18 protein-coding genes are annotated in these 23,508 nt (G+C 68.8%); 9 read left to right on the top strand and 9 right to left on the bottom strand.

What is annotated here, in order from left to right; all coding sequences use genetic code 11:
* Positions 1-5 precede the first annotated feature (5 nt).
* Together LIN44_RS12655 and LIN44_RS12650 are read right to left on the bottom strand one after the other, a co-directional pair.
* On the bottom strand, positions 6-608 hold the full coding sequence (locus LIN44_RS12655) for a GNAT family N-acetyltransferase (protein WP_227312369.1): 603 nt from the start codon (positions 606-608) through the stop codon (positions 6-8).
* A gap of 16 nt (positions 609-624) precedes the next feature.
* On the bottom strand, positions 625-1,512 hold the full coding sequence (locus tag LIN44_RS12650; protein WP_012352393.1) for a MoxR family ATPase: 888 nt from the start codon (positions 1,510-1,512) through the stop codon (positions 625-627).
* Between the two features lie 538 nt (positions 1,513-2,050).
* On the opposite strand from LIN44_RS12650, the gene LIN44_RS12645 reads away from it, so the two are divergent.
* Together LIN44_RS12645 and LIN44_RS12640 are read left to right on the top strand one after the other, a co-directional pair.
* Positions 2,051-2,398, top strand: coding sequence for a c-type cytochrome (locus LIN44_RS12645; RefSeq protein WP_018005502.1), 348 nt, complete (start codon positions 2,051-2,053; stop codon positions 2,396-2,398).
* Positions 2,399-2,408: 10 nt separating this feature from the next.
* The gene (locus tag LIN44_RS12640) at positions 2,409-2,807 is read left to right on the top strand and encodes a c-type cytochrome (RefSeq protein WP_227312368.1); all 399 of its coding nucleotides are present in this window, start codon (positions 2,409-2,411) and stop codon (positions 2,805-2,807) included.
* 83 nt (positions 2,808-2,890) lie between these two features.
* On the opposite strand, the gene LIN44_RS12635 is transcribed toward LIN44_RS12640, so the two are convergent.
* Positions 2,891-3,949: an FAD:protein FMN transferase gene (locus LIN44_RS12635; RefSeq protein WP_370641570.1), complete on the bottom strand. Its 1,059-nt coding sequence runs from the start codon at positions 3,947-3,949 to the stop codon at positions 2,891-2,893.
* Positions 3,950-4,193: 244 nt separating this feature from the next.
* Here LIN44_RS12635 and nosZ point away from each other — a divergent pair, with 244 nt between their 5' ends.
* The 6 genes from nosZ (at position 4,194) to LIN44_RS12605 (ending at position 12,408) form a co-directional block, all read left to right on the top strand.
* Positions 4,194-6,137, top strand: coding sequence for a TAT-dependent nitrous-oxide reductase (nosZ, locus tag LIN44_RS12630; RefSeq protein WP_227312367.1), 1,944 nt, complete (start codon positions 4,194-4,196; stop codon positions 6,135-6,137).
* Positions 6,138-6,206: 69 nt separating this feature from the next.
* Positions 6,207-8,813, top strand: a complete 2,607-nt coding sequence (locus LIN44_RS12625) for a 4Fe-4S binding protein (protein ID WP_227314394.1) — start codon at positions 6,207-6,209, stop codon at positions 8,811-8,813.
* Positions 8,810-10,096, top strand: a complete 1,287-nt coding sequence (locus LIN44_RS12620) for a nitrous oxide reductase family maturation protein NosD (RefSeq protein ID WP_227312366.1) — start codon at positions 8,810-8,812, stop codon at positions 10,094-10,096. Before LIN44_RS12625 ends, LIN44_RS12620 begins: the two co-directional genes overlap by 4 nt.
* Positions 10,097-10,103: 7 nt before the next feature.
* Complete coding sequence (locus LIN44_RS12615) at positions 10,104-11,012, top strand: ABC transporter ATP-binding protein (protein WP_227312365.1); 909 nt, start codon at positions 10,104-10,106, stop codon at positions 11,010-11,012.
* A 2-nt stretch (positions 11,013-11,014) separates the two neighbouring features.
* Positions 11,015-11,851: an ABC transporter permease gene (locus LIN44_RS12610; RefSeq protein WP_227312364.1), complete on the top strand. Its 837-nt coding sequence runs from the start codon at positions 11,015-11,017 to the stop codon at positions 11,849-11,851.
* Positions 11,851-12,408 (top strand): nitrous oxide reductase accessory protein NosL, encoded by a 558-nt coding sequence (locus tag LIN44_RS12605; RefSeq protein ID WP_227312363.1) that lies wholly within the window; start codon positions 11,851-11,853, stop codon positions 12,406-12,408. The genes LIN44_RS12610 and LIN44_RS12605 overlap by 1 nt, the downstream gene beginning before the upstream one ends.
* 55 nt (positions 12,409-12,463) lie before the next feature.
* Here the strand turns inward: LIN44_RS12605 and aroG are convergent, their stop codons facing one another.
* Positions 12,464-13,543: a 3-deoxy-7-phosphoheptulonate synthase AroG gene (aroG, locus tag LIN44_RS12600; protein ID WP_062797899.1), complete on the bottom strand. Its 1,080-nt coding sequence runs from the start codon at positions 13,541-13,543 to the stop codon at positions 12,464-12,466.
* 165 nt (positions 13,544-13,708) lie between these two features.
* Positions 13,709-13,870, bottom strand: coding sequence for a hypothetical protein (locus tag LIN44_RS12595; RefSeq protein WP_227312362.1), 162 nt, complete (start codon positions 13,868-13,870; stop codon positions 13,709-13,711).
* A 186-nt stretch (positions 13,871-14,056) separates the two neighbouring features.
* Between LIN44_RS12595 and LIN44_RS12590 the strand changes: the two genes are divergently transcribed.
* Positions 14,057-15,112: a trans-aconitate 2-methyltransferase gene (locus LIN44_RS12590; protein ID WP_227312361.1), complete on the top strand. Its 1,056-nt coding sequence runs from the start codon at positions 14,057-14,059 to the stop codon at positions 15,110-15,112.
* Positions 15,113-15,355: 243 nt separating this feature from the next.
* On the opposite strand, the gene LIN44_RS12585 is transcribed toward LIN44_RS12590, so the two are convergent.
* The 4 genes from LIN44_RS12585 to LIN44_RS12570 all read right to left on the bottom strand — a co-directional run bounded on the left by LIN44_RS12585 (position 15,356) and on the right by LIN44_RS12570 (position 23,348).
* Positions 15,356-16,468 (bottom strand): IS481 family transposase, encoded by a 1,113-nt coding sequence (locus LIN44_RS12585; protein ID WP_227312018.1) that lies wholly within the window; start codon positions 16,466-16,468, stop codon positions 15,356-15,358.
* A 107-nt stretch (positions 16,469-16,575) separates the two neighbouring features.
* The gene (gene tldD / locus LIN44_RS12580; protein WP_227312360.1) at positions 16,576-18,036 is read right to left on the bottom strand and encodes a metalloprotease TldD; all 1,461 of its coding nucleotides are present in this window, start codon (positions 18,034-18,036) and stop codon (positions 16,576-16,578) included.
* A gap of 96 nt (positions 18,037-18,132) precedes the next feature.
* Positions 18,133-18,969, bottom strand: a complete 837-nt coding sequence (locus tag LIN44_RS12575; RefSeq protein WP_227312359.1) for a carbon-nitrogen hydrolase family protein — start codon at positions 18,967-18,969, stop codon at positions 18,133-18,135.
* Between the two features lie 17 nt (positions 18,970-18,986).
* Positions 18,987-23,348 (bottom strand): YhdP family protein, encoded by a 4,362-nt coding sequence (locus LIN44_RS12570; protein ID WP_227312358.1) that lies wholly within the window; start codon positions 23,346-23,348, stop codon positions 18,987-18,989.
* Positions 23,349-23,508 lie beyond the last annotated feature (160 nt).

Below are 23,508 nucleotides of genomic sequence, written 5' to 3'. Positions count from 1 at the left end.
GCGCGTCAGCGCGGGCGCTCGAGCTGGAATTGCAGGTGTTGCCGCACCGCCGGCCATTCGCTGGCGATGATCGAGAACACCACGGTGTCGCGCAGCGTGCCGTCCGGCATGCGCATGTGGTTGCGCAGCACGCCGTCCTGCCTGGCGCCCAGGCGGGCGATGGCGGCGCGGCTTTGCTGGTTCATCCAGTGCGTGCGGAACTCCACCGCGATGCAGTCGAGATGGTCGAAGGCATGGCCCAGCAGCATCAGCTTGCACTCGGTGTTCAGCGGCGTGCGCTGGACCCGGCGCGCATACCAGGTCGAACCGATCTCGACGCGCCGGTTGGCCGCGTCGATGTTCATGTAGGTGGTCATGCCGGCCAGCTCGCCGGCCGCATCGCGCACCGCGAACGGCAGCATGGTGCCGCGCTGCTGCAGCTCCAGGCGCCGCGCGATCTCGGCTTCCATGCGCTCGGGCGCGGGCACGCTGGTGTACCAGAGCTTCCACAGCTCGCCGTCGGCGCAGGCGGCGCGCAGGCCGTCGGCGTGCTCGGGGCGCAGCGGTTCCAGCGTGGCATGGCGGCCCACCATGGTCACCGGTTTGGCAAAATCGGTCGTGTCGGTCATCGGACTGGCCGCGCGCTCAGCGGTTGGCGCGGTTCATGAACACCAGGCGCTCGAACAGGTGCACGTCCTGCTCGTTCTTCAGCAGCGCGCCGTGCAGCGGCGGGATCGCGGCCTTCTTGTCCGGGCTCTTCAGGGCCTCGGGCGGGATGTCCTCGGCCATCAGCAGCTTGAGCCAGTCGATCAGCTCGGACGTCGACGGCTTTTTCTTCAGGCCCGGCAGGTTGCGCATCTCGTAGAACGATTCGAGCGCGGCCGCGACCAGCTCGCGCTTGATGCCGGGATAGTGCACGTCGACGATCTGCTGCATCGTCTCCGCATCGGGGAACTTGATGTAGTGGAAAAAGCAGCGGCGCAGGAAGGCGTCGGGCAGCTCCTTCTCGTTGTTCGAGGTGATGATCACCAGCGGACGGTGCTTCGCCTTGACCAGCTCGCGGGTCTCGTAGACATAGAACTCCATGCGGTCGAGTTCGCGCAGCAGGTCGTTGGGGAATTCGATGTCGGCCTTGTCGATCTCGTCGATCAGCAGCACCACCTGCTGGTCGGCCTCGAAGGCCTGCCACAGCACGCCCTTGACGATGTAGTTGCGGATGTCGTGGACGCGGTCGTCGCCCAGTTGCGAGTCGCGCAGGCGCGACACGGCGTCGTACTCGTACAGGCCCTGCTGTGCCTTGGTGGTCGACTTGATATGCCATTGCAGCAGCGGCATGCCCAGCGCGGCGGCGACTTCCTCGGCCAGCATGGTTTTGCCGGTGCCGGGTTCGCCCTTGATCAGCAGCGGGCGCTGCAGCGTGCGCGCGGCATTGACGGCCAGCTTGAGGTCGTCGGTGGCAACGTACTGGTCGCTGCCTTCGAAGCGGACCGGCTGGGAGGAGGCTTGGGCGGATGCGTTGGCGGTGTTTGACATGAGGCAACCTGAGGTGACGGCCGCTCGGGCGAGGGCCGGGTTGGCGTGCTTGGCGCGGTCTCTTCGCGCTGTGATGCGCGCTTTCGTTATGAAAACAGGGTCCGTGGCGGGCGCCCGCGTGCCGCTGGCGCAGCGTACGCGAACGGTCGTGCGGATTCCCGGAATGGGCCAGTATAAAAGACCTTGGCGGTTCGTGTTGGGGCGGCCAGACAGGGTTCCGCCGGCGCCGACCGCTGGCTGGACTGGCAGGTGCCGGCTGCGGTACAATGCGGCGGTTTGACGCGCCCCCACGTCCAGTTCTCCAGCATCCGGCAGTCCGCGTTCAGAAGTCCCAGCGGCCCTTCCGGGTCGCGGCGATTGCGCGAGGTGGTTCCAGAATGGTGTTCCACACCCCGGCAAACCGACCGGATGCGACATCTCTGGCGGGTTGCACCTCGGCCAACCGACTGGCTGCCCTGGTGGCTCCGCAGAAGCATTCTGAAACCGTCTCCGCCCGGCAGGGCAGGTCACACGGTTTAACTTCCAATCCGCAAAGACAATGAAAAAGCTCCTCACGATGGTGGTGCTGGGCGCGGCTGCAACGGCCGTGCAGGCACAGGAAGTCAAGGGCAATGGAGACGCTGCCAAGGACAAGGTTGCAATGTGCATCGGATGCCACGGCATTCCGGGCTACCGTGCGTCCTTCCCCGAGATCTATGAAGTGCCGCTGCTGGGCGGCCAGAGCGCCAAGTACATCGAGAACGCGCTGAAGGCCTACCAGAAGGGCGAGCGCAAGCACCCCACCATGCGCAGCATTGCCGCGACGCTGACCGAGCAGGACATCGCCAACGTGGCGGCGTACTACTCGCAGCAGACCGCCGGCACGCAGAACAATTCCCTCAAGTAAGAGACCCCAGATGAAGACGCTCAAGACGCTTTCGTTCGCGCTCGGCGCACTCGTGCTGGGTGCTGCCGCCCTGCCGGCCTCGGCCGCCGACCTTGCCAACGGCAAGACGCTGGTGGAAAAGGGCAACTGCGTGGCCTGCCACGGTGCTGGCATGAACAAGCCGATTTCGCCCGACTACCCCAAGCTGGCCGGCCAGCATGCCGACTACCTGTATCACGCGCTGATGTCCTACCAGGTGTCGGGCAATGCGCTGGTGGGCCGCTCCAACGCGATCATGGCCGGCCAGGTCAACGCCAACCCGGCAGTCACCGACAAGGACGGCAAGCCGCGTCCGTTCACGCGCAAGGAACTGAAGGACATGGCCGCCTACATCGAGTCGCTGCCGGGCGACCTGGTGCTGAAGAAGTAACGGCAACGGCCGGCGGCGCCGGCCGCCTGCGCGCAACCAAGCCGCTTCACCGGAAGCGGCTTTTTTTCGTCCGCGGCGCGCGTTCAAGCCAGCCGCAGCCGGCGGGCCATGCCGGGCGACATCCAGCGGCCGCCATCGCCAACCACCAGCCCATCGACGCCGGCGCTGCCCCCGGCCAGCCTTTCCCAGGCATCCGCGCCGGCCACCATCAGCGCTGCGCCGAGCCCGTTGACCGCCGCCGCAGTCGGTGCCACCAGCGTCACGCCGTGCGGCCCGGCCGACGGCAGCCCGGTGGCGGGGTCGAGCACATGGTGATAGCGCCGGCCGCCGGCGACAAAGCAGCGCTCGTAATCGCCCGACGACGCTACCACGGCATCGGACACCTGCAGCACGCCTAGCAGCCGCGCCGCCGCGAGCGGGTCGCGCACGCCGATGCGCCAGTCGCGCCCCTGCAACTGGCCCATGGCCAGCACATCGCCGCCGCCGTTGACCATCGCATTGGCCAAGCCATGGCGCCGCAGCACCTGCATGCCCGCGTCCAGGATCGGCAGCTTGGCAATGCCGCCCAGGTCCAGGCGCATGCCAGGGCGGGCCAGCATGGCCTCGCCGCGGCGGGCGTCGAGCATGACCTGCCGGTAGTCCACCAGCCGGCGCTCGCGGGCCAGTTCGGCGGCATCGGGGACGCGGTTGCCATCCGCGCCGAAGCGCCAGCCGGCGAAGGCCCCCACCGTGATATCGAAGGCGCCGCGGGATCGAGCCGAAACTGCCGCGGCGGCCTGCAGCACCGTCATCAGTTCGGGCGCCACGCGCACCGGATGGCTTCCGGCCGCGCGCTGCAGGGCGCTGACCTGGCTGTCGGGCCGGTAGCGGCTCATCAGCTGCTGCAGCCGCAGCATCTCGGCAAAGGCCGCGGCGATGGCGGCCTGCACCGCGCCGTGGCCGTCGCCTTGCACGACGATGTCCACGCGCGTGCCCAGCAAGCGGCGCGATGCATGCGTGACGGACGGATCGGCCAGCGCGGGCCGCACGAACATGCCGGTGGCGAGCAGCGGCACGCTCGCGGCGCCGCGAAGGATGGCGCGGCGCCTGCGGTCGGTGTGGGGGATGGAAGACTGTGTGCGCAACAGGGTCTTGAAGGGCATGACGAGGGTGGTGTCGATCGCGAAAGCGGCGGTGAGCGTTGCCGTGCCGCCATTCTGGCCGCGCCACCGGCGGAAAACATGCATCGATTATGAATATTTAAGAGAACCATGACGATCATCAACCTCGATCGCGCCAACTGCTTCGACCATCTGTAGCCGGCAGCAGCAAGCCACCACAAGACAACACAAGCAGCAAGCCGGCGGAGCGGACTCCGCCTTTGCCATGACGGTTCGAGGAACGAAGATGACCAGGCATACGCAGCATCCCCTGCCACCCCACGATGCGCCGGCCGCGCCGGGACGGCGGCGCTTCATCCATACCGCGGCGCTCGCCGGCGTTGCCGGCGTGGCCGCCTGCACCGACAACGGCGGCGCGCCGGTGGCACCCACGCCGGCCAGCAGCGCCGGTGCCCATGCCAGCCATGCAGGCCCCACCGCCGCCAGCGCGGTGCACCTGAAGCCGGGCGAGCTGGATACCTATTACGGACTGTGGAGCGGTGGCCATGCCGGCGACATGCGCGTGCTGGGCTTGCCGTCCGGGCGCGAGCTGCACCGCATTCCGTGCTTCGTGCCGGACGCCCTGACGGGGTGGGGCATCACCAATGAATCGAAGCGCGTGATGGGCACGCGCCCTGACGGCAGCCTGCAATACACCGTCGGCGATACCCATCACGTGCATGCCTCGTACAAGGACGGCAACTACGACGGCCGCTATGCCTGGATCAACGACAAGATCAATGCCAGGCTGGCGCGTATCCGGCTCGACTACTTCATCTGCGACAAGATCACCGAGCTGCCCAATGTGCAGGGCTTCCACGGCATCTTCCCCGACAAGCGCGATCCAGTCGACGCCAGCATCAACTACACCACGCGCGTGTTCTGCGGCGCCGAGTTCGGCGTGCCGCTGCCCAATACGCCGACCGAGGACGGCAGCAAGTACCGCTCGCTGTTCACCTGCGTCGACGCCGAGTCGATGGCGGCGCGCTGGCAGGTGCTGATCGACGGCAACTGCGACCTGGTGGCGACCTCGTACGACGGCAAGCTCGCCGCGACCAACCAGTACAACGTGGAAATGGGCGTGCGCTTCGAGGACATGATGTCGGCCGAGCGCGATGCCTGCCTGTTCTTCAACATCGCCCGCATCGAGGCTGCCGTCAAGGCAGGCAAGTTCAAGACTATCGGCGACTCGAAGGTGCCGGTGGTCGACGGCACGCGTGCCGCCAACCAGGACCCCGGCACGGCGCTGACCGCCTATGTGTCGGTGCCCAAGAACCCGCACGGCGTCAACGCCAGCCCCGACCAGAAATACTTCATCTGCGCCGGCAAGCTGTCGCCGACCGGGACGGTGATCGAGCTGGCCAGGGTGCTCGACTGGTTCGACGGCAAGCTGGCCAGGCTGGACGACGCCATCGTCGCCGAGGTCGAGCTGGGGCTGGGGCCGCTGCATACCGCTTTCGACGGCCGCGGCAACGCCTACACCACGCTGTTCCTGGACAGCCAGGTGGTCAAGTGGAACATCGACGCGGCAATCCGCTTCCACCGCGGCGACAAGAGCGCCAGGTACGTGGTGGACCGGCTCGACGTGCAATACCAGCCCGGCCACCTCAATGCCTCGCAATCCGAGACCGTCGCCGCCGACGGCAAATGGCTGGCGGTGGGCTGCAAGTTCTCCAAGGACCGCTTCCTGCCGGTGGGTCCGCTGCACGCCGAGAACGAGCAGCTGATCGACATCTCCGGCGACAAGATGGTGTTGGTGGCGGACCACCCGGTGCATAGCGAACCGCACGACTTCATCATCTTCCGGCGCGAGCTGCTGCGGCCGAAGCAGATCTACGCGCTCGACGACTTCCCGCTGGCGGTCAAGGATGCGCAGCAATCCGGCGTGTTCCGCAACGGCCGCAAGGTGACGGTGAAGCTCACCTCGCAGGCACCGGTGTTCAGCCTGCGCGAGATCAAGCTGAAGCGCGGCGACGAGGTCACGCTGATCCTGACCAACCTGGACAAGATCGAGGACCTGACGCACGGCTTCGCTATCCCGAAGTACAACATCAACTTCATCGTCAATCCGCAGGAGACGGCATCGGTGACCTTTATCGCCGACAAGCCCGGTGTGTTCTGGTGCTATTGCACCCACTTCTGCCACGCGCTGCATCTCGAGATGCGCAGCCGCATGATCGTCGAGGCCTGAGACGGCCTGGCGCAGCGTTGCGCGCGGCCCATGCGCCGCGCGCAATGCTTTGCCTGCGGCCTTTCCATGATGCAAGCAATCTTCCAGGGACTCGTGGCTGTCGCAGCCGCGTGGCTGATGCTGTTCGGCCTGATGTCGCCGGCGCATGCGGGCGCCTACGAGGCCGAGTTGCCGCCGCAGCTGGCCACCGCGGCCGACCTGTGCGCGCTGGTGCCGTGCGCGCAGGTGCTGCCCGGCGCCACCCAGTTCTCGGCGCGCATGGGGCAGCCGCCCTATGTCGAGGGGTATCGCACCGGCCCCGGCGGCAAGCGCGAGCTGCTTGGCTACGTCATGCTGTCCACCGATATCACCGATACGCCGGCGTATTCGGGCAAGCCGGTGGTGACGCTGATCGGCATGGATACGCAGGGCCGCTATGCCGGCGTCAAGGTGCTGAAGCATTCGGAGCCGATCCTGCTGCTGGGCATCCCGGAATCCGCGCTGCTCGATTTCAACCGGCAGTACGTCGGCAAGTCGGTTGCGGACAAGATCGAAGTGGGGCAGTCGCGCCCCGACGAAGGCGTGGTCGGGGTCGATGCGATTTCCGGGGCCACGGTGACGGTGATCGCGCAGAACCAGGTGCTGACCACGGCGGGCGCGGCGGTGGCGCGGCAGGTCGGCATCCTGGCGCCAACCCAGCGCGCGCCGGCTCGCTATGTTGAAAGCGGCATGCACTACAGCTGGCCGCAGCTGGTAGCGATGGGCGCGGTGCAGCGCCTGCTGGTGCAGCCCGCGCAGGTCGGCCTGCCGGGCGGCGGCGCGCCGTTTATCGAGCTGTGGTTTGGCGACCTGAACCATCCCGATATCGGCCGCAGCGTGCTGGGCGATGCCGGCTGGCAGGGGCTGCGCGCGCAGCTGCGGCCGGGCGAGCAGGCCATCTTCGTGATCCGCACCGCGGGCACGGAATCGTTCAAGGGCTCGGGCTTCGTGCGTGGCGGCATCTATGACCGGGTGCAGGTGCGCCAGGACGCCGACGCGTTCACCTTCCGCGACCTCGACTACCTGAACCTCTATGGCGTGGTCGCGCAGGGCGCGCCGGAGCCCACCGAGTCGGCGATCTTCGTGATCCGCTCGCCGGCCTTTTCCGCGGCGTATCCGTGGAAGCTGTCGTTCCTCGGCAACCGGGTCGACCGCGCCACCGGCACGCGCAGCTTTGCCAGCTTCGACGCGCCGTACTGGCTGCCGGCGGCGCTGCTGCAGGGTGGCCGACCCCATCTCGACGTGCCGGAAGCGCCGTGGCGCAAGATCTGGCGCCGGCAGGCCGGCACCATCGCGCTGTTCGTGGCGCTGCTGGGCGCCGTCACGCTGGTCTACGCGCTGCGCGACCGCCTGACGCGCCGTGCCACCCACAAGCACAAGTGGCCGGTGAATGCGTTCAAGTACACGGCCTGGGCCATCAGCATCGTGTTCGTGGGGTTCGGCGCGATGGCGCAGCCGTCGGTCACGCAGGTGCTGACGTGGTTCCACGCGCTGCTGCTGCGCTGGGACTGGGCCTTGTTCCTCAGCGATCCCTTTATCTTCTGCTTCTGGATCTTCATCATCGTCACGGTGCTGCTGTTCGGGCGCGGGCTGTTCTGCGGCTGGCTGTGCCCGTTCGGCTCGCTGTCCGAGGCGATCTACAAGCTCGGCGGCTTCCTCGGGCTCAAGCGCTGGCAGCGGCAGTTGCCGCGGCGCTGGCACGACCGGCTCAAGTGGGTCAAGTACGGCGTGTTTTTCGGGCTGCTGGCGGTTTCGGTGTTCTCGATAGGGCTGGCCGAGCGGCTGGCGGAGATCGAGCCGTTCAAGACCACCTTCCTGGTCGGCATCGCCAACCGCGCGTGGCCCTACGGGCTGTTCGCGTGCGCGCTGCTGGCGCTGTCGCTGTTCATCGAGCGGCCTTACTGCAAGTACCTGTGCCCGCTCGGCGCGGCCCTGGCCATGCCGAGCACGTTCCGCTGGTTCGGCCTGCGGCGCAAGCCCGACTGCAACCGCTGCAAGGCATGCGCGGCGGGGTGCGGGGCGCAGGCGATCGATGCCGATGGCCGCATCGACCCGCGCGAGTGCCTGCATTGCCTCGACTGCATGGTGCTCTATACCGATACGCACGGCTGCCCGCCGCTGGCGCGCGAGCGCAAGCGGCGCGAGCGCGACGGGCTGCCGCTGACGCCGGTGGCTCGCAACGGGTATTTCATTCCGCTGGTGCCGGTGACGGCCGCTGCGGCGCAGCCGCCGGGCCCCGATCCGCGCATGCCGACCGACCCCGTGACGCCGCCCTACGCGGCCACGAGCGGCGCCGCGCGCTGGATCGCCGAGCTGTGGGACCACCTGTGGCCCTGGAGCGGGCCGGGCTGGCGCTCCGCCGCCGCGTTGCAGCTGGCAGGGGTGGCGGTGGCGCTGGCGGCAACCGTGGCGTGGGCGCTGGCGGCCAGCGGACAACTGCGCGCCGGCGCGGTGATCGGCTGGTGGCTGGGCTGGAGCCTCTACGAGGTGCTGATCCGCCTGTCGGCAAAGCGCTACGTCAAGGATGGGCCATGGTGGCGCGGCCGCCATCGTCGCGCCACTGTGATGGACATGCTCAGCTATGTCGGCTTCAAGAACCTGCTGGTCGGTGCCGTGCTGTTCCTGGCGCTGAAGGCGATGGGGATGCTGTCCGCATGAAGTTGCTGTCCGGTATCCCGTTGCTATGGCTGGTCTGCGGCATGACCGGCGCGCCGGCGGCGACCTGGCGCGTGCAGCCCGGCCAGTCGCTGCAGGCGGCGATCGATGCCGCTGCCGCCGGCGACACCATCGAGATCGCGCGCGGCCACTACACCGGCAACTTCACCGTCGGCAAGCCGCTGGTCTTGCGCGGCATCGCGCGGCCGACTCTCAGCGGCGCGCTGCGCGGCGATACGCTGCGCATCGCCGCGCCCGACGTGACGGTCGAAGGACTGATCGTGCGCGACTCCGGCGACAGCCTGAAGGACCAGAACGCCGGCATCACCATCGCGCCCGGCGCGCACCGCGCCGTGGTGCGCCACTGCGAGCTGACCTACAACCTGTTCGGCCTGTGGATCGAAAAGGCCGACGAGGTCCGCATCGAGGCCAACACCATCACCGGCAAGCGCGACTACAACTCGGCACAGCGCGGCAACGGCGTGCAGCTCTACAACACGCGCGGCGCACGCATCCTCGACAACCAGATCAGCTTCGTGCGCGACGCGCTCTACGTCGATGTGTCGCACCACGCTGTGTTTCGCGGCAACCGGCTGCACCATAGCCGCTACGGCACCCATTACATGAACTCGTACCACAACCTGTGGGAAGGCAACGACAGCTACCGCAACCGCGGCGGGCTGGCGCTGATGGAAGTGCGCGACCAGGTCGTCCGCAACAACCGCACCTGGGCCAATGCCGACCACGGCATCATGCTGCGCACGCTGCAGGACTCGGTGATCGAGGGCAACGTGGTGGCGCACAACCAGCGCGGCTTCTTTATCTACGATGTCGAGTATGCGCAGCTGCGCGGCAACCTGGTGCTCGGCAACGCCATCGGCGTGCACCTGTCGGCGGGCTCGACGCGCAACGTGGTGCAGGGCAACGACTTCATCGGCAACCGCGAGCCGGTGCGCTATGTCGGTGCGCGCGACGAGGCCTGGGGCGGGCGCAATCCTTCCGAAAGACTGCAAGGCAACTACTGGAGCAACTACCTCGGCTGGGACCGCGATGCCGACGGCGTGGGCGATATCCCGTACCGCGCCAATGACCTGGTCGACCGGCTCAGCTGGCGCTACCCCGGCGTGACGCTGCTGCTCGGCAGCCCCGCGTTGCAGGCGCTGCGGCTGGCCGGGCGCCAGTTTCCGGTGCTCCGGGCGCCCGGGGTGGTGGACGAATATCCGCGCATGCGTCCGGCCCGCGCCAACTGGAGGCAATGGCATGCGCCGGCCGACGCCAGCCGCTGAGCCGGCCATGGGCACCATCGTGCTGTCCCATGTCAGCAAGCGCTTCGGCGCGCTGCGCGCCGTCGACGATGTCAGCCTGAGCGTCGGGCAGGGCGAGCTGCTCGGGCTGATCGGCCATAACGGCGCCGGCAAGAGCACGCTGTTCCGGATGATGCTGGGCCTGCTGCCGCCCACTCGCGGCACGCTGGCCGTCGCCGGTGCCGCCGTGGGCACGCGCGCGTTCCGCGCCGCGCGCCGCCGCATCGGCTACCTGCCCGAGCACCTGGCCCTGTACGACAACCTGAGCGGACTCGAGACCTTGCACTTCTTTGCGCGGCTCAAGGGCGTGCCGGCGCAGGCGTGCCTGCCGATGCTGGCACAGGTCGGCCTGGCGGATGCCGCCGCGCGTCCGGTGCGCGAGTACTCGAAGGGCATGCGGCAACGGCTGGGGTTTGCACAGGCGCTGCTGGGCGTGCCGCGCGTGCTGTTCCTGGATGAACCGACCAACGGCCTGGACCCCGCCGCGATCCGCGACTTCTACGCCATGCTGAACGCCCTGCGCGCGAGCGGGGTGACCATCGTCATCACCTCGCACATCCTGGCCGAGCTGCAGCAGCGCATCGACCGCTTCGCCATCCTGTCGGCGGGGCGGCTGCAGGCCGCCGGCACCCTGGCGGCGCTGCGCGCGCGGGCCGGCCTGCCGCTGACGCTGGTGCTGCGGGTCGAGGCGGGCGCGCGCGACGAGGCGCTGCGCCGGCTGCGCGCGCTGCCTGCGCTGGAGGTCGAAAGCGCGCAGCCTGGCGCCGTGACGGTGCGTTGCCCGCCCACCGCCAAGATGGCGGTGCTGGCCGCGGTGCAGCCGCTCGCCGGCCGGCTGCTGGACCTGCAGATCCGCGAGCCGTCGCTCGAGGACCTGTTTCTCGGGATGAGGGGATAGGCATGAGCGAGTGGTTCGACGCGCGGCAGGTGGCTGCACTGGCCGGCAAGGAATTCCGCGAGCGCATGCGCAACCGCTGGGTGCTGGCGGTGGCGGCGGTGTTCACGGCGCTGTCGCTGGCGATCGGCTACTTCGGCGGCGCGGAGCAGGGCGTGCTGGGGCCGCGCTCGCTGGAGTTCGTCATCACCAGCCTGGCCAGCCTGGTGATCTACCTGGTGCCGATGATTGCGCTGCTGCTCGGCTTCGACGCCGTGGTGGGCGAGCGCGAACGCGGCTCGCTGGACCTGCTGCTGTCGCTGCCGCTGACGCGCGGCGAGCTGCTGCTGGGCAAGTACCTCGGGCTGGCCGCCGCGCTGGTGCTGGCCACGGCCGGCGGCTTTGCGCTGATGGCGCTGCTGCTGGCGCACCAGTTCGGCTGGGCCGGGCTGTATCACTACCTCGGCTTCGTCGCCAGCGCCGTGCTGCTTGGGCTGGCGTTCCTGAGCCTGGCGCTGTGGCTGTCGGTGCTGAGCCGCGACCGCGCGCAGGCGTCGGGGCTGGCGATCGGGCTGTGGTTCTTCTTCGTGCTGGTGTTCGACCTGCTGCTGCTCGGCTTGCTGGTCGCCGGCAGTGGCGTGGGCGAACAGCATGCCGCCATCGACTGGATCGCGTGGCTGCTGTTGCTCAACCCCGCCGACCTGTTCCGCATCGTCAATGCCTTTTCATTGGACCAGCTGCGCAGCGCCGGGGGCGTTGCCAGCATCGTGCCGCCCGCGCTGGCCAGCCCCTGGCCGACCGGTGCGGCGCTGCTGGCGTGGATTGCCGTGCCGCTGGGCCTTGCCGCCAGGAGTTTCCGCTGATGTGTACCCCGCTGTGTTCCCCGCTGTGTTCCCCATTTTCACGGCATCGCCGCCACCTGTTGCTGACCCTTGCCGGCAGCGCCGTGCTGATCGCCGGCTGCGGCCGCAAGCCGGAAGGCGCGGCACAGCCGCAGGAGTTCGACGCCGCCACCGCCTGCGCGCTGGACGGCATGCTGCTGGCCGATTACCCCGGTCCCAAGGCGCAGGTCTTCTATGCAGGCGAGGCGCGCCCGCACTGGTTCTGCGATACGGTGGAGATGTTCCATGCGCTGCTGCGGCCGGAGCAAGCGCGGCCGGTGCGCGCGGCGTTCGTGCAGGACATGGCCCGCGCCGACTGGGAGCGGCCGCGCGGCCACTGGTTCGACGCCAGCACCGGCATCTATGTCGCCGGTAGCCGGCGCCACGGGTCGATGGGGCCGACGCTGGCCAGCTTCAGGACCGAGACCGACGCGGCCGCCTTTGCCGCGCGCCATGGCGGGAAACTGCTGCGCTACGCCGAGGTGACGCCGGAACTGGCCGACCTCAGCGGCGGCGCCATGCACGACAGCCGCATGTAGCACGGCGGGCTGAGCGCCCGCCGTCGATGCTTCAGATGCCGCTTCAGTTACCGCTTCAGTTGCCGCTGCCCGACACCAAGCGGCGCTGGCGCACCGACTCGGCCAGCCCTTCGAGCACCTTGACCGAGTCGTCCCAGCCGATGCAGGCATCGGTCACCGACTGCCCGTAGGTCAGTTCCTCGACCGGCTGGCCCTGGACGTGGTCCTGACGGCCGGCGACCAGGTGCGATTCGACCATCACGCCGATGATGCGCTGGTCGCCGGCGGCAATCTGGCGGCCGATCTCGGCGCACACCGGGATCTGGTTCTCGTGCTTCTTGCTGCTGTTGGCGTGCGAGGCGTCGATCATCAGGCGCGAGGCCAGGCCGGCCTTGGCGATGGCGTCGCACGCTTCCTGCACGCTGGCGGCATCGTAGTTGGGCGCCTTGCCGCCGCGCAGGATCACGTGGCAGTCCTCGTTGCCCGAGGTCGACACGATCGCCGAATGCCCGCCCTTGGTCACCGACAGGAAGTGGTGCGGCTGCGACGCGGCCTTGATCGCGTCGACCGCGATCTTGACGTTGCCGTCGGTGCCGTTCTTGAAGCCCACCGGGCACGACAGTCCCGACGCCAGCTCGCGGTGCACCTGCGACTCGGTGGTGCGCGCGCCGATCGCGCCCCAGCTGACCAGGTCGGCGATGTACTGCGGGCTGATCATGTCGAGGTATTCGGTGCCGGTGGGCACGCCCATTTCGCTGATGGTCAGCAGCAGCTCGCGCGCGGTGCGCAGGCCGTCGTTGATCTTGAAGCTGCCGTCCATGTGCGGATCGTTGATCAGCCCCTTCCAGCCCACCGTGGTGCGCGGCTTCTCGAAGTACACCCGCATCACCACCTCGAGCTCGCCGGCGAAGCGCTCGCGCTGCACCTTGAGCAGCTTGGCGTATTCGAGCGCGGCGCGGGTATCGTGGATCGAGCACGGGCCGATGATGACGATGAGCCGGTCATCCATGCCGTGCAGGATGCGGTGCATGGCCTGGCGCGCGCCGTAGATCACGTCCGAAGCCTGTTCGGAGCAGCCGAACTCGCGGATCAGGTGCGCGGGCGGCAGCAGCTCCTTGAGTTCGCGGATGCGCAGGTCGTCGGTGTTCTTCAGCATGATGGCTCCAGGATTCTTGTGAGGTCGTGAGGGTGTGGGAAAACAAAGGGGTATAAAAAAACCGCCAGGGTCGCTGGCGGTTTTTTTTGTATTCGGGGCGCTGCTTACAGCCATCCCTCCCTATCCGCCAGCGGTGTGAGATCGCCAAAAAAGTAAAAGTAAAACTTAGCGGACATGGCGGGAAAAGGCGTTGGCTTGGGTCAGCTTGAAACGATTTTCTTCGCGGGCGCCGGATTTATGCTGCACTGCGTGGCAGAAAGGCAGGAAATTGCGCGCCGCTTCGGTGTTGTTCGTTGCGCATTGGCTGCTGGCCGCGCGACGAAGCATCTTTATAGCGCCTTTTGCCAGGGTTGGCAAGTGTCGCCGCAGCCATGCCGTGCGCTGGCGCACCAACTCCGGTTGGTTCCGGGTTCGGCCTCGCCAGCCTGTATTCACGGGCCGCTTTCGGGCTTTTCCCGGCATCGGCCGTGCCTATATTGAAAGCGGGGAGCAGTGCGCACGGGGAGGTGCATCATGAGCGTCGATGAAGCGAGGCTGAATGCCTTCATGGAAAAATTCGTCGGCGATATCGGCGCGGTGATGCATGCCGCGACCGTGGTCGTCGGCGATGAACTCGGCCTGTACAAGGCGCTGGCGGAAAAGCCGATGACCGTCGCCATGCTGGCGGCCAAGACCCATACCGACGAGCGCTACCTGCGCGAATGGCTGTCGGCGCAGGCGGCCAGCGGCTACGTCGACTACGACGCGGCTTCGGCGCAATTCAGCTTGAACGAGGAACAGGCCTACGCGCTGGCGCAGGAAGGCAGCCCGGCCTTTATCCCGGGCGCATTCCAGATTGCGGTGGCGCAGTTCCGCGCGATTCCGAAGATGATCGACATCTTCCGCAACGGCCGCGGGCTGGGCTGGCACGAACACGACCCGGCGCTGTTCCACGGCACCGAGCGCTTCTTCCGGCCCGGCTATGCGGCGCACCTGGTGTCGGAATGGATTCCCGCGCTGGACGGCATGGCTGCGCGGCTCAGGGCCGGGGCGATGGTGGCCGATGTCGGCTGCGGCCATGGCGCCTCGACCATCATCATGGCGCAGGCGTTTCCGGCGTCGCGCTTTGTCGGCTTCGACTACCACGAGCCTTCGGTGCGCCATGCGGCCGAGGCCGCGCGCCGCGCCGGCGTGGCCGAACGCGTGCGCTTCGAGGTGGCCAGCGCCAAGGACTACGGCGGCAAGGACTATGACCTGGTGGCGGTGTTTGACTGCCTGCACGATATGGGCGATCCCGTGGGCGCGGCGCGCCACGTGCGCGAGACCCTGCGCGCCGACGGCGCCTGGATGATCGTCGAACCGTTTGCCAACGATGCGCTGGAACAGAACCTGAACCCGGTGGGGCGGGTGTTTTATTCCGCGTCGACCTTCATCTGCACGCCGGCGTCGCGGTCGCAGGAAGTCGGCCTGTGCCTGGGCGCGCAGGCGGGCGAGGCGCGCCTGCGCGCGGTCGCGGAGCAGGCGGGCTTCGGCGGCTTCCGGCGGGCGGCGCAGACGCCGTTCAATCTGGTGTATGAGGTGCGGCCGTGATGGGGGTGGCCGTGAACTGCGGCCTTAATGCTTGCGGCCTGGGTGCTCCCTCTCCCGCTTGCGGGAGAGGGTTGGGGTGAGGGCGGGCGTTGGCCGAAGCCGCTATGTTGGAAAAAACCGTTGGCCTTGCTTCTTGGTTCCTAGCTAAACCACCCCTCACCCCGGCCCTCTCCCCATGAGTGTATGGACCGGGGACATGGGTAACACATGTGCCAGGACATGGGTAACAGTCCAGTCTCCAGTTTAATTGGCCTCCTGTAGGTCTATTGTGGCCACCTTCTGATGGCAGAAGTAGACATCAAAGGTGCCGTCCAAATCCACGCGAGGGCGCAGCGCTACGGGCGTTCCGACCAAGGCTCGTCCGACCCGGAACGTCTTTCCTCGGAAGCAGATGCGCCCGCCGTCGCCTACCTTTCGCACGATGTCATCGCTGCCGTACTCGATAGGCGGGAGCTCGCGCGGCATCGTCCGTGGACTAGGCGCATAGCGGCTTGCGGGTGTCTCCATATCCAGGGCGTGGTGTGGGCGCTTGAAGTTGTACACGTGGCGCCAATGGCTGAAGTGATGCTGCGCATCGTCCAGATCCCGGAAGCGCTGGTTGGCCAACAGCTCTGCCTGCATGGTTCGATGGAAGCGCTCGTCCTTACCGTTGGTCTGCGGATGGCGAGGTCGGCTATGACTGAGCCGCACCCCCAGGCGGATCAGCCAAGCACCCAACGTGGTAAGTGCACGGGGCACTGGAGAACCCCAGGGCGGGCCGTTGTCTGCATTGATGCGCTCGGGCAGCCCATAGCGCGCAAAAGCCTTCTCTAACGCTTCCTGTACGGATTCAAACTGTTCGTTGCCCAAGGCCCTGAGCAGCACATTGAACCGGGAGTGATCGTCCAAGACCGTGAGTGGGTGGCACCGCTGCGTGTCGGTAGCGAAGTGGCCTTTAAAGTCAATTTGCCATAGTGCATTGGGCCGGTCGTGCTCGAAGCGCTGCCAGGCTGTAGCGGCCGAGCTGGCGGCCGGATCGATCAAGCCATGGCGGCGCAGCACCCAATTGACTGTGCTCGGGGCGATTTGGACGCAGTGGTCACGCTCCAGTACGCGTGCGATCTTGCGGGCGCCCCAGGCCGAATGTTCGGCTCGGATCGCTAGCACGCCCTCTTCGACGGCAGCTGGAGTTCGGCCGGGAGAGCTATGTGGCCGCCGAGTTCGGTCGTCCAGATCCTCTCGGTTCAACCACTTGTAACCGGTCTTGCGACTGATGCAGAAGCGGCGGCAAAGCTCCGCAATATTGGCGTCCGCCTGGCGTGCCAGGCGGACGAACTCTTCTCTTTGCTGCTTCACGGTGTTTTGGCTCCAGGGCAACGTTGTCCTCCCGCTGACTAAGCGGGAAAAGTGTTACCCATGTCCTGGCACACCTGTTACCTATGTCCCCGGTCTATACACATGAGGGGAGAGGGAGAACACCTTGCTCAGGCCGTCCCGCCCACCGTCATATTCTCGATGCGCAGCGTCGGCTGGCCCACGCCCACCGGTACGCTCTGGCCTTCCTTGCCGCACACGCCGACGCCGGAATCCAGCCGCATGTCGTTGCCGATCATGGTCACGTCCTTGAGCGATTCGGGGCCGTTGCCGACCAGCGTTGCGCCCTTGACCGGGTAGGTGATCTTGCCGTCCTCGATCATGTAGGCCTCGCTGGCCGAGAACACGAACTTGCCGTTGGTGATGTCGACCTGGCCGCCGCCGAAATTGACCGCATACAGGCCCTTCTTGACGCTGGCGATGATCTCCCGCGGGTCCTTGTCGCCGTTGAGCATGTAGGTGTTGGTCATGCGCGGCATCGGCAGCGCGGCGTAGCTTTCGCGGCGGGCGTTGCCGGTGACCGGCATCTTCATCAGGCGCGCGTTGAGCGTGTCCTGGATGTAGCCGCGCAGGATGCCGTCCTCGATCAGCGTGGTGCACTGGGTCGGGTTGCCTTCATCGTCGAGGTTGAGCGAGCCGCGGCGGTTGGCCAGCGTGCCGTCGTCGACCACGGTCACGCCCCTGGCCGCGACGCGTTCGCCCATGCGGCCGGCGAACGCCGACGAGCCCTTGCGGTTGAAGTCGCCTTCGAGCCCGTGGCCGACCGCCTCGTGCAGCAGCACGCCCGGCCAGCCCGGGCCCAGCACCACCGTCATGGCGCCGGCCGGGGCCGGGCGCGCATCCAGGTTGACCAGGGCCGACGACACCGCTTCGTCCACGTATTGCTGCAGCAGGTCGTCGGTGAAATAGCCGTAGGCATAGCGGCCGCCGCCGCCGGACGAGCCGATCTCGCGGCGCCCGCCCTGTTCGGCGATCACCGTGACCGAGACCCGCACCAGCGGGCGCACGTCGGCGGCGATCACGCCGTCGCTGCGCGCCACCAGCACCACGTCATACTCGCCGGCCAGGCCTGCCATGACCTGGACCACGCGCGGATCCTTGGCGCGCGCCATGCGTTCGATGCGCTCCAGCAGCGCGACCTTTTCCGCCGCGCTCATGGAGTCGAGCGGGTCGTTGGGCGCGTACAGGTTGCGCCCGGCGTGCGTGGCCAGCTCGCCGGCGACCTTGACGCGGCCGCTGCCGACCTTGCCGATGGTGCGGGTGGCGGCTGCCGCCTGCGACAGCGCGGGCAGGCTGATTTCATCCGAGTAGGCGAAGGCGGTGCGGTCGCCGGAGACCGCGCGCACGCCCACGCCCTGGTCGATGCTGAAGCTGCCCGACTTGACGATGCCTTCTTCCAGGCTCCAGGCCTCGTTGCGGGTGTACTGGAAGTAGAGGTCGGCATAGTCGACCTTGTGCGTGAAGATATCGGCCAGCACGCGCTGGAGCCTGGCTTCGTCCAGGCCGTACGGTGCCAGCAGCAGTTGCTGCGCGGTGGCCAGGTTGCGGATTCCGAGATCGCCGGCGTTCATGAGAGGTCCTTTTTTTCCTTGTGCCGCGCGGGCTGGCCGGCGCGGCAAACAATCCTGTGGGCGAGGGCGCCAACGGCCCCCGCGCTTGCGTACATGCTACAGCACCCGGTGCCGCAATGCCGGCAGGTTCTGCCGGACTTCCTCCAGCCGCGCCGGGTCGATCACGCCGCCGACCACGCCTTCGCCTTCGGGCAGCATCGCCAGCACTTCGCCCCACGGGTCGACCAGCATCGAATGGCCCCAGGTGCGCCGGCCGTTCTCGTGCTTGCCGCCCTGCGCCGCCGCCAGCACATAGCACTGGTTCTCGATGGCGCGGGCGCGCAGCAGGATTTCCCAGTGGGCCTGCCCGGTGGTGTAGGTGAAGGCGGCCGGCATCAGGATCAGGCTGGTGCCGCCGTCGGCGGCCAGGCCGCGGTACAGCTCCGGAAAGCGCAGGTCGTAGCACACCGACATCGCAACCCGGCCGCACGGGGCGTCGAAGCTCACCGGCGTGCGCCCGGCCAGGATGGTGCGGGATTCGTCATAGCTTTCGGTGCCGCGGGTGAAACCGAACAGGTGGATCTTGTCGTAGCGCGCGACGCGCTCGCCGCGCGGGTTGAAGGCGAGCGAGGTGTTGTACACGCGCTGCGGGTCGTCGCACCACATCGGCAGCGTGCCGCCGACCAGCCAGATGCCATGGCGGCGCGCGGTCTCGGCCAGGAACTGCTGCACCGGGCCGTCGCCGTCGTGCTCGCGCACGGCGACCTTGTCGGATTCGGCGCGGCCCATGATGCAGAAGTATTCGGGCAGCAGCACCAGCTCGGCGCCGCCGGCGGCGGCCTCGGCGATGCGCGCCTCGGCGCGCGCCAGGTTGGCGTCAAGCGAGGTGCCGGTCACGGTCTGGACCGCGGCAACGCGGAACGGGGCAGGGCTGGCTGGGGTGGCTGGGATCATGGGGGCGGCATCTTCTTCTAGCGCGGGAAGGCCGGGTCCGCGCGGTCCTGGAAGGTCGGGCCTTGCGCCTTATTGTCCTCCACTTTGCCGACCTGTGGGTTGGCCCAGCTGCCCGAGATCCGGTAGTGCTGGGTGAACATCTTGGAGAACTCGTCGGCGAACAGCAGTTGCGCGGCGAGCGTGCCGATGCCCAGCGCCGGGTTGATGAAGGCCGCCGCGATCGAGGTGGTGGTGGCATTGATGCGCGGCACCACCGCCACATGCAGGTCCTGGGTCTCGCGCAGCAGGTTGGCGGTGCCGCTCATGCTGGCGATGATCTGCGGGCTGCGCAGCTGGAAGTCCTGGATCGTGCCGACGCCGTTCTCGATGGTGCCGCTGCCGGTGATGCGGTCGAACAGCAGCCCGCGCCCCGAGAGCGTGCGGAAGTCCAGCGTGGCGAAGCGCAGCAGGCCCTGCAGGCTGAGCACGCCCAGCAGGCGCGCCGCGCCCGGCTCGACGCTGAGGATCTGGCCGTTTTCCAGGTCCAGCGACAGCTTGCCGGTCAGCGTCGGGTAGTCGATCGACAGCGGCGAGCCGCGCCACGCCACGCGGCCCTCGAGCTTGCCCTTGCCGTCGCTGAGCGTGTGCGGCAGCCCCAGCCGGTCCAGCGTGGCGCCGGCATCGCGCACGTCGATGGCAAAGGACAGCAGCGTGCGGCGCTCGGCGCTGGCGTCGGCGCGCAGGCGGCGCGGCACGCGCCAGCTGCCGTTGCCGGTCAGGGTCGCGCCGGGCTGTTCGATCTGCAGCTTGTCCAGGGTCCAGACCGGATCGGTGCCGCCTGCGCTGGTTTCCGTATGCGCCTTGACCTCGAGCTTGCCGAAGTCGTGGCCGCGCAGCATGAACTGGTCGGCGACCAGATCGATCGCGGGCAAGGTGTCGATGCTGCTGGCCAGGGCATCGACCACGTTGTGCTCGTCGTTGGCATCGGGCACGTTCAGGCGCGCCAGGCGCAGCCGCAGCGAACCGGCGGCAGGCGTCGCGCCCGGGCGCCATTGCGCCGCGCCGGCGATCTGGCGCGAGTCGACCCTGGCGTTCCAGCCGTCGGCTTCGCGGCTGGCATCGAGCGCGACCTCGTCCAGCGTGCGGCCCATGCCGTGCAGCGTGCGCGCGCGCAGCGCGATGCGGTTCGGCAGGAACGGCGAGGGCGGCTCGTCGGCACCCGCGCTAGCAGTGCTGCCGCTGTTGCCAGGGCCGCCGGCGAAGGCCGCACGCCAGGCATCGATATCGAGCTGGTCGAAGGTGGCCGCGGCGCTGACGCCAGCCGCCGGCGGCGGCGCCGCCTGCTGCACGCCGATGCCGCCCGCCAGCACTTCGAAGCCGCTGCCACTGTTACCGCTATTGCCGCTATCGCGGCGCAGCAGGTAGCGGGCGTTGAGCACATTGCCCAGCTGCAGCGCCAGTTCGTCGGTGCTGGCGCGGGTGGCATTGGGCGCATGCGCCGTCGGGCGCAGTTCCACGCGCAGCGGCAGCGCGGGCACGGCGGCCTTGGCCAGCGGTGCCGGCAGCTGCAGCGCCATGCCGTTGAGCTCGGAATTCAGCTGCACCTGCAACTGCCGTTCGCGCACGCCGATCACCGCGCTGTAGCCGGTGGCGCCTTCCAGCCGCGCCGCCAGCGGCGCCAGCGCCGTGCCCGCGGCGGCTTCGCGCAGCCCGGCGGCCGAGGCCTGGCCGCTCGCGCTGACGCGCGTGGTGCCGTCCGGCTGGGTGCCGCCGGCGAGGCGCAATTCGCCGCCCAGAAAGCGTGCGCGCAGGTTCTCCAGCCCGAAGCCATGCTCGTTGAAGGTGATGACGCCGCTGGCATTGCCCAGCGGCGGCATCTGCGGGCCGAGCACGACATCGTTGCCGGGGAAGCGGAAGCGGCCGTCGACCCTGGCCGCGTCGGCGTGCTCCAGCGGCATCTCCAGCTTGAGCTTCAACTCGCCATTGCCGCTGGCCTTGGCCGCGTCGGCCACGTGCCCGGTCCATTCGCGCACCGGCGAGGCGTTGATGTAGCGCACGAAGCCTTGCACCGGCCCGGTGGCGCTGCCGTCGATGGCGAGCTTGCCGCGCGGGCTCAGGTCGTCGATGCGGCCGCTGACATCCTGCAGCGTGACGCCGGCAATGTCCTGCACCGTGGCGCGGCGCGCCAGGAAGGTCATGCCGCCGCGGTCGAACACCACGCGCCCGGCGATGTCGGTGAACGCCGGCCATGACGAAGCGCCGCCCGCGCTGCCGTGGGACGGCTCGTGCGGGACGGCATGGGGGGCGATCTGGTAGCTGACGCGTTCGATCGGCACCTCGACGCGGAATTCGCCGGCCTTCTCGTGCGGCGCCTGGAACGGGAAGTGCGCCAGATCGCCGCGCAGCACGAAGCTGACCCCGGTGGCCTCGCCGCCGGTGAGCGCGCCGGACAGGTAGTGGCGGGTGCCGGCCGGAATGCTCAGCGGCAGGTAGCGCGGCACGCGCGCCACGTTGGCGCGGCTCATCTCGCCGGCCAGGTCGGCGATGCCCGAGACGCCATCGCCGCCTTCGCGCCAGCTGCCGCGCACCGAGCCGGCGGCGTCGGCATTGGCAAAGCGCACGCTCTCCAGCGTCACCGCGAGCTTGCCGTCGCGGTGCTGCCAGCGCACGTCGCCGCCGATCTGGTCGAAGGCCAGGCGCGGGTCTTCGAACAGCCCCGGCAGCACCAGCGCCGCGTCGTTGCCCTCGAAGCGCGCGCTGCCCTGCTGGTCGTCGAGCGAGAAGGTGCCGGACAAACGCGAGAAGCCCGGCGTGCCCAGGCGCGGATGGCCGGCGGCATCCAGCGCCGGCACCGCGGGCTGGCCGTTGACCGAGACCTCGCGCAGCGTGCCCTGGATGCTGTAGTGCGGCTTGCCGCCGCCGCGCTCGAGCATGCCGGCGCGCGCGCGGCTCCAGCTGACGTTGAGGTTGTCGAGGTGGCCGGCCGGCTGCAGCGCGCGCAGCCGGCGCAGCACCGCGGTGTCGATCGGCATCGAGGTGGCCAGCGCGCGCACCGTGTTCAGGTCCAGCGAGGGCGCCTTCAGCGAGAACTTGCTGAGGCTGCCGTCCTTGGCCCGGGCCCAGCCGATGGCGACCTTGCGCATGCCTTCGCGCCAGCTGCCGTCGGCCACCGCGGGCGCGTTGCTGTGGTCGGGCACCGCCGGCTGCTGGGGCTGCGGCGGCTGCCACAGCAGCGTGTCGACGGTCAGCAGGTTGCTGCCGTCGCGCTCGGTCCGGTGCAGCAGCAGGGCCTGCGCATTGGCCAGCCGCAGCGGCGCGGCGGCGCCGGCCAGCTGCAGGTCGACGCCGCTGGCGCGCAGCCGGGTCTGGCTGCGCACGATGCGCCCCTGGCGGAATTCGATGCTGCCGTCGGTGCTGAAGGTGCCGCTGGCGACGCGCTCGAACATCGCCAGGTAGCGCTGCAGCACCGGTAGCTGCAGCTGGCCCAGGTCCCAGCTGGCCTGGCCGGTCCAGTGGCGCCAGTTGCCGGCGCTGTGCAGGTAGTCGTCGCGGAAGCTGGAGCGCACCTCGAGCGGGCGCGGGCCCAGTGCCGGCGAGCGCGCTTCCAGGTGGAAGGTATGGCGCGCGCCGTCGCGGCGGGTGTCGAGGCGGATCTCGCCGATGTCGAGCCGGGGCAGGCGCGCCTTTTCGTCGAGCCAGCGCAGCTTGCCGTCGGACAGCGCCACGCGCCCCTGCGACATCAGCCAGCCGAGGAAGCGGTCGTCGTCCGGCTGGCCGCCGGTGGCGTCGACCACCATGCCGGCGACCAGCAGCCGGCCCTCGGGGGTGCGGCGCACCAGGATGTCGGTGCCGCTGGCGCTCAGGCTGACGAACTGCAGGTTCATGCTGACCAGCGACCGCCACGCCAGCTTGCCGTCGAGCGTGGCGGCCGACAGCAGCGCGCGCTGCTGGGCGTCCACCGCGCTCAGGCCGCGGGCGCGGAAGGCGGGATGCCAGCCGTCCCAATAGGTATCGAGCGAACCGATCCTGACTTGCGCCGACAACGCCTGCGAGCCGCGCTGTTCCAGCCACTCGCGCGCGGCGGAGGCCTGCGGCCACAGCACGAAGCGGATCAGCAGGCCGGCCGCCAGCGCCAGCACCGCCAGCCCCAGCGCCAGGCGCACCAGCGCGCGCCCCAGGCCGCGCCAGAACGGATGGCGCACGGCTGCCGCGGCGGCGCGGGCACCGGCGCGGGCCAGCGCGCGGGCGCGCGACCATGCCGAGGCCCGGCGCGAGGCGCCGGGGGCGTCGATACCAAGGGAAGCGGGAGACGAAGCAGGCAGCGTGGTGGCGGCCTCGTGCCCGCCCGCGCCGCCATTGGGGGGAGAACCGTCAGCGGGTTGTGGGGCGCGGCTGGACATGCGCAGATTATCCGACAATACTAGCCGCTCTCCAATCTGGTGCCCGGCCTGCTGAAACAAGTATGCGCGAGCTGCGCGCACCGCGGGGGCGATGGCGCGTCCGCGGCGCGAGGGCGCAGCAGCGGGGTACCCCTGGCCGCACCTTTCGCACCTTTGCTCG

Origin of the sequence: Cupriavidus sp. MP-37 (genome assembly GCF_020618415.1) — a bacterium.
In the GTDB taxonomy this organism is placed as follows: Bacteria; Pseudomonadota; Gammaproteobacteria; order Burkholderiales; family Burkholderiaceae; genus Cupriavidus.
Note: the sequence above shows the minus strand (reverse complement) of the source record. Positions and strands in the feature narration are given on the sequence as shown.